Annotated in this window: 19 protein-coding genes and 1 tRNA gene; 9 read left to right on the top strand and 11 right to left on the bottom strand. The window is 62.5% G+C overall.

The window, feature by feature from the left end; genetic code table 11:
* The first annotated feature begins 43 nt into the window (after nt 1-43).
* The 7 genes from JQ553_RS04180 (at nt 44) to ptsN (ending at nt 6,740) form a co-directional block, all read left to right on the top strand.
* Nucleotides 44-658 (top strand): ribonuclease D, encoded by a 615-nt coding sequence (locus tag JQ553_RS04180; protein ID WP_212498589.1) that lies wholly within the window; start codon nt 44-46, stop codon nt 656-658.
* Between the two features lie 152 nt (nt 659-810).
* Entirely contained in the window at nt 811-1,539 is a 729-nt protein-coding gene (gene lptC / locus JQ553_RS04175; protein ID WP_212498588.1) for an LPS export ABC transporter periplasmic protein LptC, read from the top strand.
* Nucleotides 1,536-2,234: an LptA/OstA family protein gene (locus JQ553_RS04170; protein WP_212498587.1), complete on the top strand. Its 699-nt coding sequence runs from the start codon at nt 1,536-1,538 to the stop codon at nt 2,232-2,234. Before lptC ends, JQ553_RS04170 begins: the two co-directional genes overlap by 4 nt.
* A 289-nt stretch (nt 2,235-2,523) precedes the next feature.
* Nucleotides 2,524-3,519, top strand: a complete 996-nt coding sequence (gene lptB, locus JQ553_RS04165; protein ID WP_212498586.1) for an LPS export ABC transporter ATP-binding protein — start codon at nt 2,524-2,526, stop codon at nt 3,517-3,519.
* 90 nt (nt 3,520-3,609) lie between these two features.
* Entirely contained in the window at nt 3,610-5,250 is a 1,641-nt protein-coding gene (gene rpoN, locus JQ553_RS04160) for an RNA polymerase factor sigma-54 (RefSeq protein ID WP_212498585.1), read from the top strand.
* A gap of 210 nt (nt 5,251-5,460) precedes the next feature.
* Nucleotides 5,461-6,048, top strand: coding sequence for a ribosome hibernation-promoting factor, HPF/YfiA family (gene hpf / locus JQ553_RS04155; protein ID WP_212498584.1), 588 nt, complete (start codon nt 5,461-5,463; stop codon nt 6,046-6,048).
* Between the two features lie 230 nt (nt 6,049-6,278).
* Nucleotides 6,279-6,740 (top strand): PTS IIA-like nitrogen regulatory protein PtsN, encoded by a 462-nt coding sequence (ptsN, locus tag JQ553_RS04150; protein ID WP_139479410.1) that lies wholly within the window; start codon nt 6,279-6,281, stop codon nt 6,738-6,740.
* 179 nt (nt 6,741-6,919) lie between these two features.
* Here ptsN and JQ553_RS04145 read toward each other — a convergent pair whose 3' ends face one another.
* From JQ553_RS04145 to JQ553_RS04135, 3 genes are all read right to left on the bottom strand, one after another.
* Nucleotides 6,920-7,267 (bottom strand): hypothetical protein, encoded by a 348-nt coding sequence (locus JQ553_RS04145; RefSeq protein ID WP_312015083.1) that lies wholly within the window; start codon nt 7,265-7,267, stop codon nt 6,920-6,922.
* A 298-nt stretch (nt 7,268-7,565) separates the two neighbouring features.
* Entirely contained in the window at nt 7,566-7,832 is a 267-nt protein-coding gene (locus tag JQ553_RS04140; RefSeq protein ID WP_212498582.1) for a DUF1150 domain-containing protein, read from the bottom strand.
* A gap of 49 nt (nt 7,833-7,881) precedes the next feature.
* A complete protein-coding gene (locus JQ553_RS04135; RefSeq protein ID WP_092120814.1) occupies nt 7,882-8,307 on the bottom strand; it encodes an Hsp20 family protein in 426 nt (141 codons plus the stop codon).
* Nucleotides 8,308-8,580: 273 nt separating this feature from the next.
* Here JQ553_RS04135 and JQ553_RS04130 point away from each other — a divergent pair, with 273 nt between their 5' ends.
* Entirely contained in the window at nt 8,581-9,102 is a 522-nt protein-coding gene (locus tag JQ553_RS04130; protein ID WP_212498581.1) for a cupin domain-containing protein, read from the top strand.
* A gap of 192 nt (nt 9,103-9,294) precedes the next feature.
* Here the strand turns inward: JQ553_RS04130 and JQ553_RS04125 are convergent, their stop codons facing one another.
* The 6 genes from JQ553_RS04125 to JQ553_RS04100 all read right to left on the bottom strand — a co-directional run bounded on the left by JQ553_RS04125 (nt 9,295) and on the right by JQ553_RS04100 (nt 15,718).
* The gene (locus JQ553_RS04125; RefSeq protein WP_212498580.1) at nt 9,295-10,389 is read right to left on the bottom strand and encodes a sn-glycerol-3-phosphate import ATP-binding protein UgpC; all 1,095 of its coding nucleotides are present in this window, start codon (nt 10,387-10,389) and stop codon (nt 9,295-9,297) included.
* A 120-nt stretch (nt 10,390-10,509) separates the two neighbouring features.
* Nucleotides 10,510-11,358 (bottom strand): sn-glycerol-3-phosphate ABC transporter permease UgpE, encoded by an 849-nt coding sequence (gene ugpE, locus JQ553_RS04120; protein WP_212498579.1) that lies wholly within the window; start codon nt 11,356-11,358, stop codon nt 10,510-10,512.
* Nucleotides 11,358-12,239: a sn-glycerol-3-phosphate ABC transporter permease UgpA gene (gene ugpA, locus JQ553_RS04115; RefSeq protein WP_212498578.1), complete on the bottom strand. Its 882-nt coding sequence runs from the start codon at nt 12,237-12,239 to the stop codon at nt 11,358-11,360. Before ugpA ends, ugpE begins: the two co-directional genes overlap by 1 nt.
* Before the next feature lie 64 nt (nt 12,240-12,303).
* On the bottom strand, nt 12,304-13,620 hold the full coding sequence (gene ugpB / locus JQ553_RS04110; RefSeq protein ID WP_212498577.1) for a sn-glycerol-3-phosphate ABC transporter substrate-binding protein UgpB: 1,317 nt from the start codon (nt 13,618-13,620) through the stop codon (nt 12,304-12,306).
* Between the two features lie 204 nt (nt 13,621-13,824).
* Nucleotides 13,825-15,030: a CaiB/BaiF CoA-transferase family protein gene (locus JQ553_RS04105; protein ID WP_212498576.1), complete on the bottom strand. Its 1,206-nt coding sequence runs from the start codon at nt 15,028-15,030 to the stop codon at nt 13,825-13,827.
* A gap of 262 nt (nt 15,031-15,292) precedes the next feature.
* The gene (locus tag JQ553_RS04100; protein WP_212498575.1) at nt 15,293-15,718 is read right to left on the bottom strand and encodes an organic hydroperoxide resistance protein; all 426 of its coding nucleotides are present in this window, start codon (nt 15,716-15,718) and stop codon (nt 15,293-15,295) included.
* Between the two features lie 162 nt (nt 15,719-15,880).
* On the opposite strand from JQ553_RS04100, the gene JQ553_RS04095 reads away from it, so the two are divergent.
* A complete protein-coding gene (locus JQ553_RS04095) occupies nt 15,881-16,339 on the top strand; it encodes a MarR family winged helix-turn-helix transcriptional regulator (protein WP_212498808.1) in 459 nt (152 codons plus the stop codon).
* 13 nt (nt 16,340-16,352) lie between these two features.
* Here the strand turns inward: JQ553_RS04095 and JQ553_RS04090 are convergent, their stop codons facing one another.
* Together JQ553_RS04090 and JQ553_RS04085 are read right to left on the bottom strand one after the other, a co-directional pair.
* Nucleotides 16,353-16,592 (bottom strand): GIY-YIG nuclease family protein, encoded by a 240-nt coding sequence (locus tag JQ553_RS04090; RefSeq protein WP_212498574.1) that lies wholly within the window; start codon nt 16,590-16,592, stop codon nt 16,353-16,355.
* 102 nt (nt 16,593-16,694) lie between these two features.
* Nucleotides 16,695-16,770 (bottom strand) — tRNA-Ala (locus JQ553_RS04085).
* Between the last annotated feature and the right edge of the window lie 72 nt (nt 16,771-16,842).

Here is a 16,842-nt window from a genome sequence, read left to right as displayed (position 1 = left end):
TTGGGCGATAGCTTTAGAGTGATTCGACGAGGTTTTTGACAGCATGACCATCCGCCTGCATCACGGCGATCTGCCGGACTTGTCCCGCTACACCGAATCGGTTGCGATCGACACCGAGACCATGGGGCTCAATCCGCATCGCGACCGGCTGTGCGTGGTGCAGATGTCAAACGGCGACGGCACCGCCGACGTGATCCAGATCCCGAAGGGGCATACCGATTCGCCGAACCTGAAAGCGCTGCTCGTCAATCCCGCTATCACCAAGATTTTCCATTTCGCCCGGTTCGACGTCGCCGTGCTCTACAACACGTTCGGCGTGATGCCGCAGCCGGTCTATTGCACCAAGATCGCCTCGCGGCTCAGTCGCACCTATACCGACCGGCATGGCCTGAAGGATCTGGTCCGGGAGGTGCTCAACATCGATTTGTCGAAGCAGCAGCAATCGAGCGACTGGGGGGCGGCGAGCCTGAGCGAGGCGCAGCTCGCCTATGCCGCCTCCGACGTCCTGCATCTGCATGCTCTCCGCGAGAAGCTCGATGCCATGCTCGTGCGCGAGGGGCGGACGGATCTGGCCAAGGCCTGTTTCGACTTCCTGCCGGCCCGCGCCAGGCTCGATCTCGACGGCTGGGAGGCCGAGGACATCTTCGCCCATTCGTGAACGGCCCGATTTTGGGTGCGGAAGGGCGGTTCCGCCCCGTTTCGGACAAACTGTTCACGCGAGGTCCTACCCGGGGCGCGACGCGAGGTCCGGGCTGCATATTATGAAAGCTCGGGTAGAATGGCCGGCGATTTCGCGCCTCGGGAGCAGCGGTGAATACGGTTCAGAACCCAGCCTATGTCGCCGGCCTCGAGGCACGCTTTGCCGCAGCCGCGCGCCACAGCCGCATGGTGCGGATCCTGCGCATCGCGGTCCCGGCAGCGGTCGCGCTCGCGCTCGCGGCGATCATCTTCGTATCGATCGTCAATCCGTTCCGCGCCTTGATGCCCAAGCTGCCTCTGGACATGGGCAACCTCGTGGTCTCCGGGACCAAGATCACGATGGAATCGCCGCATCTCGCCGGCTTCTCGACCGACCAGCGGCCCTACGAAATGTGGGCCAAGGCCGCGGTCCAGGACATCACCGATCCCGATCATGTCGAGCTGAAGACCATCCGTGCGAAGGTGCAGATGGAAGACCGTTCAATGTTGACCATGGACGCGCGGACCGGCTTCTTCGACAACAAGCAGCAGTTGCTCGACCTCCGCAAGGATATCTTCCTGCAATCATCCACGGGCTATGAAGCCAGGCTCACCCAGGCGTTTATCGACATGAACAAGGGTGTCGTGACATCGGACGAGCATGTCGACGTCAAGCTGCTCAACGGCACGCTGACCGCCGACAAGCTTCGCATCTTCAACAGCGGCGAGGTTGTGCGTTTCGAAGGCAACGTGGTTATGAATCTGGACCAGCTCGGCGACGACAACAGTAAGTCCGGCCCGCCCGCTGCGCCCGAGCCCGCCCCGCCGCCGAAGCCGCGCAAATCCGCCAATTCGAAATGATGTCGATGACGAGACGTATCTTGCACGCCGCGGCAGTGGCGGCCTGCGTGGCCGCGCTGCTCGCCTCTGGCAGCGCCCGTGCGCAGGGCGCGATGACGGGCGTCCCCAACGCGATGCAGGGCTTCTCGCAGAACCGCGATCAGCCGATCCAGATCGAGGCGGCCTCGCTCGAGATGCGCGACAAGAAGAAGGAGGCGACCTTTGCTGGCAATGTGAAGGTGGTGCAGGGCGACACCACCATGACTTCGAAGACGCTGGTCGTGTTCTACGAATCAAGCTCAGGCCAGTCGACTCCACCGCCCGCGAACGCCAAGGGCGCGAAGAGCGCGCCGATGCAGTCGGCCACGCCCGGCCCCGGCGGCAGTTCCTCGATCAAGCGGCTGGAGGCAAAGGGCAACGTGGTCGTGACCCAAAAGGATCAGGTCGTCACCGGCGAAACTGCGATCTTCGATACAAAGGCCAATCTGATCACCATGCTCGGCGGCGTGGTGCTGACCCAGTGCCAGAACGTGCTGCGCGGCGACCGCCTCATGGTGGACATGACGACCGGCGTCTCGCGGGTGGAATCCGACAGCGGAAAGGTGCAGGGTTTGTTCATACAATCCCAGGGTGCGCAGGGCGGCAAGGGGTGCGGCTCGCCGGCAACCGGCCCGGCGCCCGCCGCGCCATCGCTCATTCCGGGTAAGCCTAAGTAGATCAATAGCTTAGATAACATTTTCCAACCGCGAGGTTGAAGCCCGCTTGGCAAGATTGTATCTACTGGAGCAGCCTGGTTTGCAGATGCGCTTGAAGGGGATCGCGGCGCAAGCCGGGACGAGGGGCACCCATTCATTCAAGGCGATCGTCGTGCTTTGCCTTGTCGTTTGAGCGTGATCCGGAAAGCCGGTACCCAGTTTTTCCGAATCGCGCGCGTGGGTGGCGTTCGAGTAGACCGGTCCGCGAGCAAGCTCGCCGGATCACTGTGAAAGGCTGAGCGAAGCGGGGATGGTGGATTTACTCGGCATGTTCCGACGGCGCCCTGCGAAACGCGGAGCCGGATTCGCACGCTCGCGTGACGACATCACCGCACTTGGCGATTCCTTCGGCGACATGCTGGCAAGCCCGGTGCGCGACGCGCCGCCGATCGCTCGTGCCGCCCCGGTTCCCGGTCTGGAGCTGCCGCGCCCCCAACCGTCGCCCGAGCCGCCTCGCGCGGAACGGGCACCGGCAAGGCCTGCCAAGTCCAACGGCGCGAACGCGCCACGCCTGATCAAGCGGCCCGGTTATCTGGCTGTGCATAGCGTGGAAAAGAGTTTCGGCTCCCGCCAGGTTGTGCGCGGCGTCAGCATCTATGTGCGCCGCGGCGAAGCGGTTGGCCTGCTCGGGCCCAACGGGGCGGGCAAGACGACGGTGTTCTACATGATCACCGGCCTGATCAAGGCCGATCGCGGCGCGATCGAGCTCGACGGCCACGACGTCACGAAACTGCCGATGTATCAGCGCGCGCGCCTCGGCATCGGCTACCTGCCCCAGGAGGCCTCGATCTTCCGGGGTCTCTCGGTCGAGCAGAACATCCGCGCGGTGCTCGAAGTCGTCGAGCCGTCCAGGAAGAAGCGCGAGCACGAACTCGACTCGCTCCTCGACGAGTTCAACATCACGCGATTGCGGAAAAGCCCATCGATCGCGCTGTCAGGCGGCGAGCGCCGCCGCGTCGAGATCGCCCGAGCGCTCGCGACGCGCCCCAATTACATGCTGCTGGACGAACCCTTCGCCGGCATCGATCCGATCGCGGTCGGTGACATCCAGGATCTGGTGCGCCATCTCACCAACCGCGGCATCGGCGTGCTCATCACCGACCACAATGTCCGCGAAACGCTCGGCCTCACCGACCGCGCCTATATCGTCTATGCCGGAGAAATCTTGACGGAGGGCACCCCGGATGAGATCGTCAACAATCCGGATGTACGCCGCCTTTACCTTGGTGAAGAATTCCGCCTCTAGCCTAATTTTCCCGCTCGTCAAGCCGTGTACATCGGCTTTCGACTAGGATAAGCAAGAATCGAGCCAACTTTTGGGATCGTTCTTGCCTCCATGGCGCTGACGCAAAGACTAGAGTTCCGCCAGTCGCAATCGCTGGTCATGACGCCGCAGTTGATGCAGGCGATCAAGCTGTTGCAACTTTCGAATCTCGACCTGTCGGCCTTTGTCGAGGAGGAACTCGAGCGCAATCCACTGCTTGAGCGCGCCGCCGATGGCCCCGAGGCGCCGGTGGCGGGCGAGCCGGGGACGGAGCCGGCCGACTATTCCGCATCCGACGGTTCCGGCGGCGACGAGCAGGCCGAGATGGCAGGCAGTTCGGTGGGTGATGCCTTCGAGCCCGGCCAGGAGGAATGGTTGAACCGCGATCTCGGCACCCGAGCCGAGATAGAGCAAACCCTCGATACTGGTCTCGACAACGTTTTCTCCGAGGAACCCGCCGAGGCGGCAGCGCGCGCCGCGCAGGATGCGCCGCCTTCCGTCTACACCGAATGGGGAGGCGGCGCCTCGAACGACGACGAATACAATCTCGAAGCTTTCGTCGCCGCCGAAATGTCGCTGGCCGACCATCTCGCCGAACAGCTTGCGGTCGCCTTCACCGCGCCGGCGCAACGCATGATCGGGCAGTATCTGATCGATCTCGTCGACGAGGCCGGCTACCTGCCGGCGGATCTTGGCCAGGCGGCTGAGCGGCTCGGAGCGTCGCCGCAGGCGGTCGACGACGTCGTCGCCGTGCTACAGAAATTCGATCCGCCCGGCGTCTGCGCGCGCAATCTGAGCGAGTGCCTGGCGATCCAGCTCCGCGAGCTCAACCGCTACGATCCCGCGATGCAAGCGCTGGTCGAGCATCTCGATCTGCTCGCCAAACGCGATATCGCCGCGCTGCGAAAGCTCTGCGGCGTCGATGACGAAGACATCGCCGACATGATCGCGGAGATCCGCCGTCTCGATCCGAAGCCGGGATTGAAGTTCGGCACGGTGCGCACGCAGACCATGGTGCCCGACGTCTATGTGCGGCCCGGTCCGGATGGCGGCTGGCATGTCGAGCTCAACAGCGACACTCTGCCGCGCGTACTCGTCAATCAAACTTATTACGTTGAGCTGTCGAAGACGATCCGCAAGGACGGCGACAAGTCGTACTTTACTGACTGCCTGCAGAACGCGACCTGGTTGGTGCGCGCGCTCGATCAGCGCGCCCGGACGATCCTGAAAGTCGCGACCGAAATCGTCCGCCAGCAGGACGGTTTCTTCACCCACGGCGTCGCGCATCTGCGGCCGCTCAATCTGAAGGCGGTGGCAGACGCGATCCAGATGCACGAATCGACGGTGTCGCGCGTCACCGCCAACAAGTACATGGCGACCAATCGCGGCAGCTTCGAATTGAAGTATTTCTTCACCGCCTCAATTGCGTCCGCCGACGGCGGCGAAGCGCATTCGGCCGAAGCAGTCCGTCATCACATCAAGCAACTGATCGACGGCGAATCGCCGTCGGCGATCCTGTCGGACGATACGATCGTGGAACGCTTGCGCGCGTCCGGCATTGATATAGCCCGCCGCACCGTGGCGAAATATCGCGAAGCGATGCGGATACCATCCTCGGTGCAGCGCCGCCGTGACAAGCAGAGCACGCTCGGAAATGCCCTTTCGGCCCCAGCCGCCTCCCCTGACCGCTCCCGCGATCCTGCTCCCGCATAAGTTCTTTTTCGAGCATGATCACAGAACCGGCGTCATTTTGCCGGGGCCTGCTCTGATTGCGTTCGCGTCAAATCGCGATAGTCTCAATTCCCCCTGAGCGTGGTCTGGGACGGGAGGCGTGGTCCTCCCGTGCGACAAACGCGAGGCGTCGGTCGTACGGATCATGCTCCAACAAGAGAGTGATCAGGAATCAAGCAATCGAGGCATCAAATGTCCCTTCGAATCTCGGGAAAGAGCATCAGCATAGGCGAGGCGCTTCGCGCGCGCGTCAGCGAGCGCACCGACGAGGTCCTGCGAAAGTATTTTGATGGTAACTACTCCGGTCACATCACGCTGAGTAAGGATGGCTTCGGCTTCCGGACCGATTGCGCCCTGCACCTGGATTCCGGGATCACGCTGGAGGCCGATTCAAATGCGACGGATGCTTATGCGAGCGCCGACGCGGCGCTGTTGATGATTGAGAAGCGCCTGCGCCGCTACAAGAGCCGCCTCAAGGACCGTTCTGCCCGCAAGGCCTTCGCCGCGAGCGCGGCACTCGCCGAGTTGAACGGCGCCTGGAGTTACGTCATCGAGGCGCCCGAAAGCGAGGACGAGGTCACCGAATACAGCCCCGTTATCATCGCGGAGGCGACGACCGCGCTGAAACGGCTTTCAGTCAGTGAGGCGGTCATGGAACTCGACCTGACAGGCGCGGCCTGTCTGGTGTTCCAGCACGGCAGCAGCGGTCGGGTGAACATCATTTACCGTCGCGCGGACGGCAATGTCGGCTGGGTCGACCCCCCGTCCGTTAACCCCTGAGATAAGTCGCGGGGAGCATTGACGGCGGAAGCCGGGCCTGCTTATGGTCCGCCGCCTTTAACGATGAGGGGCGCGGCAAGGTTCGCAAGTGTTGGCACCGCTGGTGCGTTGGAGTAGAAGCCCTGCCAACCGGGATCGGGCCTAAGCCCCCCTCACGCCTCAAGTTCTTGACGCCGCCGCTGTAACACCTATTTCGCAACCTGACGGTCCAATTCACTTCGGAACGCCCCATGCCGATTACCGATCTGGTCGCACCGGAGGCGATTCTCCCGGCTTTGAAAGTCATCAGCAAGAAGCAGGCGCTGCAGGAGCTTGCGGCGCGGGCCTCGGCGTTGACCGGTCAAAACGAACGCGCGGTGTTCGAGGTGCTGCTGCAGCGTGAAAAGCTCGGCACCACGGCAGTGGGCTATGGCGTCGCCATTCCCCACGGCAAGCTGCCCAAGCTGGAGAAACTGTTCGGCCTGTTCGCGCGCCTCGAGCGCCCGATCGATTTCGAGGCGATGGACGGCCAGCCGGTCGACCTGATCTTTCTCTTGCTGGCACCCGAGGGCGCCGGCGCCGATCACCTCAAGGCCCTGGCGCGCATCGCGCGCCTGTTGCGCGATCAGGATGTCGCCAAGAAGCTGCGCGCCTCCCGTGACGCCCAGGCGATCTATTCGGTGCTCGCGCTGCCGCCAGCGAGCGCGGCGTAAAGCCTTCGTCCAAACAAGACGGCGTCCGCCGCGGGGCGTTTTGATTGTTGTTTTGACGCGCTTTCTTCCCGCGAACCGGCATTACATTGGCTTCACTCGAAAGCGCAATGGTCGGCAAAAAGGCCGCAGACATCTCTGCGGCCTCTCGTTGCCCGGAACGTCAGCGTCGCGCCTGGCGATCACCAGCCGTATCCGCCGTACCCGCCATAGTAGTACCGAGGACCATATGCGTATGCGGGACGAACAACGCGCCGGTACCGGGGGCCATAATATCCGCCGTAGTACGGGGAAGCATAGCCGTAGTACGCCGGAGCGTACCCGCCGTACCCATAAGCGGGGGCATAGCCGCCGTAGCCGCCGTAGTAGCCATATCCCGGTCCATAATAGCCATAACCCGGGCCATAGGCGTAGGCACTGGACGCGATGCCACCGATAACCGCGCCAGCAAGTAGTCCGCCCGCGAGACCGGCACCCCAACCGCCCCAACCCCAGCCTCCGCGCCAGGCGTGAGCCTGTGTGGGCGTCAAGGCGGTGACACTGATGGTGGCAGCGGTTGCCAACGCCAATACTGATTTCTTCATGTCCGAAGCCTCCAGTTCCCGGAACTCCAACCCGCCGGGTCAGCAATAGTTTCCCCGGATGGTAATCTGTGAAAGTGCCGCCGTAAAATTTAACGTTGATGAACGGCCCTCGCAGCAGGCAACGCAAAGGTGGTACCTCGGCCGCTCCCAACGGGATGGGTATTAAAAAATGCGCGGGCCGCCTCGGTGATATCGAGGCATGCCCGCGCATCCCAAACTCGCGGTAGGTGCGTTCAGTCCCGTGTCAGTGAACGCTGACCGCCTGCAGTTCATTGCTCCAGGCATTTGCGACGGCAGCTTCGCGGCTGTCGGTCAGCATGATCGGGGTACCGTCGGCGGCGTGGAGTGCAAACAGCTTGAGGCCCGGAGCGATCTTCGGGGCCTCCGGGAAGAGCTCAGGCACGTCCTCGGAACGGACCTGCTTCACATAGGCGATATGACCCTCGCCCAGATGGGCCAGCGCCTCCGGTGAGACGCTCTTGGTTTCGAAGTTGCTGCTTACGTCGCTCATGGTCTCGACTCCTCAGTGATACAAGCGGTCGAGTCCGCTCCAGGTTTCATTATTCGTGCTCATTGATAGCGATTGTCTTAACGACCCGTTCAGGTTCCGGCCTGGCGAGGTCGATCGACAACAGCCCGTTCTTCAGGTCCGCGCCCAGCACCTGCATCCCCTCCGCCAGCACGAAGGTGCGCTGGAAGTGGCGCGCGGCGATGCCGCGATGGATGTATTGCCGAGCCTTGTCGTCCTGCTGGCGGCCACGAATGACGAGCTGATTTTCCTCAATGGTTACATCGAGTTGGTCGCGGGTAAACCCCGCCACCGCCAGCGTGATACGCAGCCGCTCGGGTTGGCCGTTGGTACGGTCGCACCGTTCGATGTTATAGGGAGGATAGCCGTCGGCGCCCTTCACGACCCGATCGAGCGCACGCTCGATTTCGTCGAATCCCAGAAGGAACGGACTGGACAACGATGGAACACGAGACATTACAAAGTCCTCTCGAAGCGACTTTGAGGGGCCCTTGCGGCGCCCCATTTTGGGCCGTCCGGCGGATTGCCGTCAGGTCACCCGCGAAATATGGGGGTGATTCGTAAGCGGTTCAAGCACCTTACGGGGGCCCTGGGAAACCACTGTCCGCCTGACAGGAAATCACTCCCGTCTCACTGAGAATTGCCCCCGCGGTCCCCTTCTTCGTCGGCCTGGCCTCGCCTAACTGCCGGTGTGAGCGGAGGCTGTTTCCCTGAAGGAAGAAAAATCACGATGTCCGACAACAATGCTGCGCGACTGGTCGACCTACGCACCGTCCAAGCCATCGATGTCATCGGCCCCTCGATTCAGTTCCTGTCGACGGAGGAGCGAGACAACGACCCCTGCATCATACGCGCGGTCCTTCCGCCGGGCGTCGTGATTCCGCTGCACAGCCATGTCGAGCCCGAAACCTTCATTGGGATCTCCGGCCGGGCGGAGGGCCTGAAAGTATCCGGCGCAACCTTTGAATGGATATCGTTTGGGCCGGGCGAGGTCTTTCATATCCCCGGCTCGGCCAAGCACGCCATCCGCAATCAATCGAAGGAACCGGCCGAAGTCATGCTTGCCACGTCGGCTTCACTCGGCCGGTTCTTTCGCGAAGTCGGCACGCCCGTCGCTCCGGGCAGGCGACCAGCGCCGCCCTCAGCCGCGGTCGTTCAGCGTTTCATGGAAGCGTCTGTCCGCTACGGTCACTGGAACGCCACGCTGGAGGAAAATGCGGAGGTTGGAATTTTCCTCACGCTGCCATCCTGACGCAATTTTCGGTTCAGGCTTCATCCCTCGGTCGCCGCGCGACATCGAGGCCTCTTGAACAACGCGCCCACACGGCGACGAGATCCTGAACCCTCGGGACCGGTGCCGCCGCACGCCGCGCGTCCCGAATCAATTCGCCAGGAAATGCGCAGCTGCAATTGGATCGAGCGGAATGTGCCTTGGTGCAGCGGTCTATGCTTCCAGTCGAGTCCGGCCGTCGGCGCTGAACAGATGCAGCTTTTCGCGCGGCGCGATCGCCCGGATCCGCTCGCCGATTGCGGGCGCGATCGCGCCGGGAATCCGCACGATCAGCTCACCAGGCGGCAGATCACCGGGATTGGCGGCGATGCCTTGCTCCTCGTGCTGGCGGGCGCCGTAGATGAACGTCTCGGCGCCGACGCGCTCGATCGCCTCAACGGTGAGATCAAGCGCGACGCCGCCCGCGATCGTTTCGTGCGAGATGACGAAGTCCTCGGGGCGGATTCCCAGGATACCGGCTTTGCCATTGGCGCGGCTGTCGCCGGCAAACCGGGATTTAGTCTCATCCGGCCGCAGCGGCATCAGATTCATCGGCGGAGCGCCGATGAAGGACGCGACGAAGGTGGTCGCGGGCTTCTGGTAGATTTCAAGCGGGTTGCCGATCTGCTCCACCCGGCCGCCGTTCATTACGACCAGAATATCGGCGAGCGTCATCGCCTCGAGCTGGTCGTGGGTGACGTAGATCGAGGTGGTCTGCAGCCGCCGCTGCAATTTGCGGATTTCGACGCGCATGGCGATGCGGAGCTTGGCGTCGAGGTTGGACAGCGGCTCGTCGAACAGGAACACCTTCGGCTGGCGCACGATGGCGCGGCCCATCGCGACGCGCTGGCGCTGGCCGCCGGAGAGCTGCCGCGGCTTGCGCTCCAGCATCGGCGCAAGCTCGAGGATGCGCGCCGCTTCCTCGACTCGGGTCTTGATTTCGGTTTCCGCCATGCCGCGGTTCCGCAGGCCGTAGGCCATGTTGTTGTAGACGCTCATGTGCGGATAGAGCGCGTAGTTCTGGAACACCATCGCGATGTCGCGATCGGCCGGCTCGATCTGGTTGACGACACGGCCGCCGATGTCGATCTCACCGCCGGTGACGGTCTCCAGTCCCGCGACCATGCGCAGCAAGGTGGATTTGCCGCAGCCGGAGGGGCCGACCAGCACGCAGAATTGCCCGTCGCCGACATCGACGTCGACGCCCTTGATGGCCTCGAAGCCGCCGGGATAGGTCTTGTGGACGTTGCGCAGTGTGACGTTAGCCATGCCCGTCTCCGCGGGCGCGAATGGCGAATAGGGGGTGGCGAATTGGGGATTGATGGCCCCGCAGCGGCTCTCCGGGGCCTTCGCTTGCTACTCGCCATTCACTATTCGCCATTCGGCCTCTCACTTTTCCGTCTCCACCAGTCCGCGCACGAATAATTTCTGCATCGCGATGACGACGAAGACTGGCGGCAGCATCGCGAGCACGGCGGTCGCCATCACCACGGGCCATTCCGTGAGCGCATCCGTCGTGGTGATCATCTTGCGAATGCCGATCTGGATCGTTTGCATGTCGTCGCGGGTCGTGATCAAGAGCGGCCAGAGATACTGATTCCAGCCCAGGATGAACAGGATCACGAACAGCGCCGCCATGTTGGTGCGCGACAGCGGCAACAGCGTATCCCAGAAGAAGCGGAACGGGCCCGCGCCGTCGATGCGCGAGGCCTCCAGGAGTTCGTCCGGCACCGTCATGAAGAACTGCCGGAACAACAGCGTCGCCGTCGCGGACGCGATCAGCGGAAGCGAAAGGCCGGCGTAACTGTCGAGCAGATGCAGGTCGGCAACGATCTTGTAGGTCGGATAGATGCGCACCTCGACCGGCAGCATCAACGTAATGAAGATGATCCAGAACATCGCCATCCGGAACGGAAAGCGGAAATACACGATCGCATAGGCGGAGATGATCGAGATCGCGATCTTGCCGACCGCGATCATCAGCGCCATGACCAGCGAGTTGAGCATCATGTTGCCGACCGGCTCGCGGGTCGAGCCGCTCGTGCCGACGAAGATGGTCTGATAGTAGGTTTGCAGGAAGTGGCCGCCCGGCAAGAGCGACATCTGCCCGTTGGCGATCACCGCATTGTCCTGGGTCGAGGCGACGATCGCGAGATAGACCGGGAAGGCGACGACCGAGATCCCGATCCACAGGATGGCATGAGCCAGATAGCGCTGGATGCCCTCGTGCTCGACCATCAGTAGGTCACCTTGCGTTCGACGAAGCGGAACTGGATCGCCGTCAGCGCGATGACAATGCCCATCAGGATGACCGACTGTGCCGCCGAGCTGCCGAGATTGCCGCCAAGCAGGCCGTCGGTATAGACCTTGTACACAAGCGTCTCGGTCGCCTTGCCGGGACCGCCGCGAGTCATCGTGTCGATGATGCCGAACGTGTCGAAGAAGGCGTAGACGATGTTGACGACCAGCAGGAAGAAGATGGTCGGCGACAGCAGCGGGAAGATCACGGTCCAGAACCGCCGCATCGGGCGGGCGCCGTCAATCGCGGCGGCCTCGATCACGCTCTTTGGAATGCTCTGCAGGCCGGCGAGGAAGAACAGGAAGTTGTAGGAAACCTGCTTCCAGGCGGCGGCCAGGATGATCAGCAACGCGGCCTGATCGCCGTTGAGCAGCGGATTCCAGTCGATGCCCAGGTCCCGCAGGTAGCGCGAGAGCACGCCGAGCGAGGGGTGCAGCATGAAGATCCAGAGCACACCGACGACCGGCGGTGCCACAGCATAAGGCCAGATCAGCAGCGTGCGATAGACCATACCGCCGCGCAGCGGCTTGTCCGCCATGACCGCCAGCAGCAGCGCGAAGGATAGCGAAGAGAAGGCGATCGCAAAGGAGAAGACGAATGTCCTGACGACCGCCTCGAAATAGCGGGGGTCCTTGAACAGTTCCACATAGTTCTCGAACCAGACAAAGCTCGTCGAGAGACCGAAGGCGTCCTGGAGCAGGAACGATTGCAGCACCGCCTGCGCTGCCGGCCAGTAGAAAAAGATCAGCACGATCGCGAGCTGCGGAGCAACCAGCGCGTAAGGCAACAGCTTTGATTGAAAAATCGATTGCTTCTGCATGGCGTCTTGAAAATGGCAGGCCGCGTCATGCGGCCTGCCAGCGTGTTTGCCTCAAGCCATCATGTCAGCGTACGGCGGTCTTTTCAAACTGCCGCAGCATCTGGTTGCCTTTCTCGACGGCGGCATCAAGCGCCTGCTTGGCAGTCTTCTTGCCGGCCAGTGCCTGCTCGATCTCTTCCGACCACATATCGCGCAACTGCACCATGTTGCCGAGGCGCAGGCCGCGGGAATTCTCGGTCGGCTCCTTGTTGGTCAGCTCGAGCAACGGTGTTTCAAGATAGGGCTGGTCCTTGTAGAAGCCCTCTTCCTTGGCCTTCGCGTAAGCCGCCTTGGTGATCGGCAGGTAGCCCGACGCCTTGTGGATCCAGACCTGGCGATCGGTGTCTGACAGGAAAGTCAGGAATTTCGCGACACCCTTGTATTCCTCGGCCGACTTGCCGCCCATGATCCAGAGCGAGGCTCCGCCGATGATCGAGTTCTGAGGCGCTCCCTTGACGTCGGGGTAATACGGCATCGGCACCGCGGTGAAGTTGAACTTGGCCTGGGCCTTGACGTTGCCGAAGAAGGCCGACGACGTCAGGTAGATCGGACATTCGCCCGAGGTGAAGCGGCCCTCGCCGGTGTTGGTGCGGCCGGCATAGTCATAGGTCTTGTCTTTCTGCAACTCGACAAGGTGTTCGAGATGCTTGACCTGCAGCGGACCGTTGAACTCCAGCACGGTGTCGAAGCCGTCGAGGCCGTTGGCCTTGCTGGAGAGCGGCACGTTGTGCCAGGCGGAGAGCTGCTCGAGGTTGACCCAGGTGACCCACGAGCCGGAGAAGCCGCAGGTGGCGTGGCCGTTGGCCTTCAGCTTCTTGGCGGCGTCGAACACCTCCGGCCATGTCTTTGGTATCTCGACATTGGCCTTCTTGAGCGCGTCGAGATTGACCCACATCACCGTGGAAGACGAATTGAAGGGGAACGACAACATTTCTCCCTTCGAGGTCGAATAGTAGCCGGTGATGGCAGGCAGATAGGCCTTGGGATCGAACTTCTCGCCGGTCTCGGCCATCAGCTTGTAGACCGGTTTGACCGCGCCGGTGGCCGCCATCATGGTTGCCGTGCCCACCTCGAACACCTGCATGATGTGTGGCGCGTTGCCGGCGCGGAACGCGGCGATGCCGGCGTTCATCGTATCGGCGTAATTGCCCTTGTAGGTCGGGATCACCTTGTAATCGCTTTGCGAGGCGTTGAAGTCGTTAGCCAGCTTGACGATGACGTCGTTGTTGGCGCCGGTCATCGCGTGCCACCACTGGATTTCAGTCGCTGCGAGCGCCGGCGTGGCGCCAAAAGCCAGTGTGACCGCGACTGCCGCGGCAGCACCGAATCGTCGGAAATTCATCAAAACCCTCCCGGTTGGAACCATCATCTTTCGTTACGCGCGTTAGCAGCGCGGGATGACCGTCAAATGACCGTATAAGCGAAAGTCAGGGTAAGGGGGAAGCCAAGGGGAAGGAAGCGGTAAAAAAGGCGAAGGCCGCCACAGCGCGCGTGGTTCAGCATCATGCTGACGCTGCACCACGTGCGAAGCTGGAGGTGCGCAAGCTTAGCGCTTGCGCTCCGGGCCGCAGACCACGCCCCTTTCGACCAGGGTACCGATCTCGCTCTCGGAGTAGCCGAACTCGCCCAGCACTTCCGCGGCGTGCTGGCTGAATTTGGGCGGCGTGCGGCGCAGGCTCGGCTTGGTCCGCTCGAGCCGGATCGGCGAGGCCACGCCCTTGTACCAATCCTCCTCGATGACGTCGCCGCGGTGGATCGTGTGCGGATTTGTCAGCGCCTGGTCGATTTTCTGCACCGGACCGGCCGGCAGGCCCGCGGCGAGCAGCCGATTGCAGAGTGGCTCGGCCTCATGCTGGCTGAACACGGCGGCAAGTTCGACCCGCAGCGCATCGCGATTGGCGATACGATCCTTGTTGCTCGCAAAGCGCGGGTCGGTGCCGAGCCCCGGCTTGCCGATTTCCTTGACGAGCTTGCGGAAGGTGCCGTCATTGCCAACGCCGATGAAGATGTCGTCGGTCTTGGTCGGGAAGATCGCATAGGGCACCAAATTGGGATGCTCGTTGCCGGTCAGGCCGGGCGGCTTGCCATGCATGAAGTAGTTCGCGGTGTGCGGATGCATGATCGCAAGGCCGGTTTCGTACAGCGTCGTCTCGAGGAATTGGCCCAGTCCCGAGCGTTGCCGCTCGGACAGCGCCATCAGGATTCCGATGGCCGCATAGAGACCGGTCGTAATGTCGACCAGCGGCACGCCGATGCGCATCGGTCCGCTCTCCGGCGAGCCGGTTGCGGCGATCATGCCGGTCATCGCCTGGATGATGGCATCATAGCCAGGATTGCCGCCGCGCGGACCGTCGGCGCCGAAGCCGGAGATGCGGCAATGCACCAGCTTCGGGAATTTCGCGCGCAGCACGTCGTTGCCGATGCCCCATTTGTCGAGCGTGCCCGGCTTGAAATTCTCGATCAGCACGTCGGCCGTCTCCAGCACTTTCATCAGCACCGCGCGTCCACCTTCAGAGGCAAGATCGAGGCCGATCGAGCGCTTGTTGCGGTTGATGCCGACAAAATAGGCCGCGTCCTCCTCGTGGAAGGGAGGGCCCCAGTCGCGCACCTCGTCGCCGGCGGGCGGCTCGACCTTGATCACGTCGGCGCCGTGGTCGGCGAGGATCTGGGTACAATAGGGGCCGCCGAGCACGCGCGTGAGGTCAATCACGCGCAGCCCGCTCATGGCGCCCGCAGCCGCTGGAGGATTCATGGAAGCAACCTTCGTTCAGATGGGATCGTCTAGGCATGATCCGGAAAAGTGTGCAGCGGTTTTCCGAAAGGATCATGCTCAAACGAAGATATGAGATCATGATGCAATTCGACGGAATCGCATCATGATCTCGTGGCTCCCAGAGCTAGCGGTCTTCGCGAGCCCCAGCAATGGCCTGGCACGCGCGCCCGCATGCTGGGGGAACGCAAAATGGCCCGCCGAGAGGAGCGGGCCATTTCGCGTCGCGGATTCTGTCGCCGAACTAGACGACGGTGAGCTTCACATCCACATTGCCGCGGGTCGCGTTGGAATAGGGGCATACCTGGTGGGCCTTCTCCACCAGCGCCTCGGCCTCGCCACGGGGAACGCCGGGCAGCGAGATGGCGAGTTCGACCGCGAGGCCAAAGCCACCTGCCGAGCGCGGGCCGATACCGACCGTCGAGGTCACCGAGGTGTCCGCGGGAACCTTCGGACCGCCCTGCGAGGCCACAAACTTCATGGCGCCGATGAAGCAGGCGGCGTAGCCGGCTGCGAACAATTGCTCGGGATTGTTGCCGGCGCCACCGCCGCCGCCGAGTTCCTTCGGGGTCGCGAGCTTGACGTCGAGCGCGCCGTCGAGGGTTGCGGCGTGGCCGTCACGGCCGCCGGTTGCCTTGGCGCTGGTCTTGTAGAGCACATTCACTGACATGGGGATCTCCCTCTAGCTTGGTTTCGACGCAGTATAGATTTCACACAATTAGATTGTGTACAATACAAAAAGCACGGCCTCACGTTTAATTGTTCGCAATTGAATCCGCCGTCGCGCGCCCCCACAATCATCGCAGAATTTGGAGATTCGATGAGATCGCATATGGTCAGAAAACTAACGGCGGACCAGGCGCTGCGGCTGGACAATCAGATCTGCTTCGCGGTCTATTCGGCGACCCACGCGTTCAATCGCGTCTACAAGCCGCTGCTCGACCGTCTCGGCCTCACCTATCCGCAATATCTCGTGATGCTGACGCTCTGGGAGCGCGACGGTGTCCCGGTCAAGGACATCGGCGAGCGCCTGTTTCTCGACTCCGGCACACTTACACCGCTGCTCAAGCGGCTGGAGGCGGCGCAATTGATCAAGCGGGCCCGCGGCACCGAGGATGAACGCCAGACGCTGATCGCCCTGACTCCGCAGGGCCAAGCGTTGCGCGAGAAGGCGAGGGCTGTTCCGCAGTCGATCGTGGCGGCCTCGGCCTGTTCGGTTGGTGAACTGATGACGATGAAGAACGAGATCGTCGCGTTACGCGACCGGCTGAATGCCGTACTGGAGGAGTAGGGCGAGCCGGTAGCTAAAGGCGCTTCTTGGCAAAGGCCCGGCCGGAGTGGGATTTGAGATATTTCTCGAACGCCAATGCCTTGTATTTGTCCGGGAATGCGCAGTACCGAACAAGCGTCCAAGGTCTGAATTTCGCCGTGTGCGCGGATTTGCCGGCGTTGTGCTCGGGAATTCTACGCTTCAAATCGGCGGTTGCGCCGACGTATACCTGCTCAGGGAACTCGATGCTGCGGATGATGTAGACGTACCACATCGATTCACCAGTCCGTCTTCGCCCTTCGGGCTACGCCGGACACCACACCTCACCGTTCGGGCACCACGCGGCTGCGCCACGCGGAGCCCGAAGGGCGAAGCGTGGTGGAGCCAGGCGGGATCGAACCGCCGACCTCTTGCATGCCATGCAAGCGCTCTCCCAGCTGAGCTATGGCCCCGTGAGGGTACAATAGCAGGGTGCTCTCTAACCCTGCTCCCGCCGGTCTTGGGCGACCCGCGGTGGAGACCCA

The sequence above is a fragment of the Bradyrhizobium lablabi genome (genome assembly GCF_018131005.1).
GTDB lineage: Bacteria > Pseudomonadota > Alphaproteobacteria > Rhizobiales > Xanthobacteraceae > Bradyrhizobium > Bradyrhizobium lablabi_D.
This window is presented reverse-complemented; position numbering and strand designations above follow the sequence as displayed.

Coding starts and splice junctions, on each gene's coding strand:
- JQ553_RS04180 (WP_212498589.1), top strand. CDS start 44: ATGACCATCCGCCTGCATCACGGCGATCTGCCGGACTTGTCCCGCTAC.
- JQ553_RS04170 (WP_212498587.1), top strand. CDS start 1,536: ATGATGTCGATGACGAGACGTATCTTGCACGCCGCGGCAGTGGCGGCC.
- lptB (WP_212498586.1), top strand. CDS start 2,524: ATGGTGGATTTACTCGGCATGTTCCGACGGCGCCCTGCGAAACGCGGA.
- rpoN (WP_212498585.1), top strand. CDS start 3,610: ATGGCGCTGACGCAAAGACTAGAGTTCCGCCAGTCGCAATCGCTGGTC.
- hpf (WP_212498584.1), top strand. CDS start 5,461: ATGTCCCTTCGAATCTCGGGAAAGAGCATCAGCATAGGCGAGGCGCTT.
- ptsN (WP_139479410.1), top strand. CDS start 6,279: ATGCCGATTACCGATCTGGTCGCACCGGAGGCGATTCTCCCGGCTTTG.
- JQ553_RS04140 (WP_212498582.1), bottom strand. CDS start 7,832: ATGAGCGACGTAAGCAGCAACTTCGAAACCAAGAGCGTCTCACCGGAG.
- JQ553_RS04135 (WP_092120814.1), bottom strand. CDS start 8,307: ATGTCTCGTGTTCCATCGTTGTCCAGTCCGTTCCTTCTGGGATTCGAC.
- JQ553_RS04130 (WP_212498581.1), top strand. CDS start 8,581: ATGTCCGACAACAATGCTGCGCGACTGGTCGACCTACGCACCGTCCAA.
- JQ553_RS04125 (WP_212498580.1), bottom strand. CDS start 10,389: ATGGCTAACGTCACACTGCGCAACGTCCACAAGACCTATCCCGGCGGC.
- ugpE (WP_212498579.1), bottom strand. CDS start 11,358: ATGGTCGAGCACGAGGGCATCCAGCGCTATCTGGCTCATGCCATCCTG.
- ugpA (WP_212498578.1), bottom strand. CDS start 12,239: ATGCAGAAGCAATCGATTTTTCAATCAAAGCTGTTGCCTTACGCGCTG.
- ugpB (WP_212498577.1), bottom strand. CDS start 13,620: ATGAATTTCCGACGATTCGGTGCTGCCGCGGCAGTCGCGGTCACACTG.
- JQ553_RS04105 (WP_212498576.1), bottom strand. CDS start 15,030: ATGAATCCTCCAGCGGCTGCGGGCGCCATGAGCGGGCTGCGCGTGATT.
- JQ553_RS04100 (WP_212498575.1), bottom strand. CDS start 15,718: ATGTCAGTGAATGTGCTCTACAAGACCAGCGCCAAGGCAACCGGCGGC.
- JQ553_RS04095 (WP_212498808.1), top strand. CDS start 15,881: ATGGTCAGAAAACTAACGGCGGACCAGGCGCTGCGGCTGGACAATCAG.
- JQ553_RS04090 (WP_212498574.1), bottom strand. CDS start 16,592: ATGTGGTACGTCTACATCATCCGCAGCATCGAGTTCCCTGAGCAGGTA.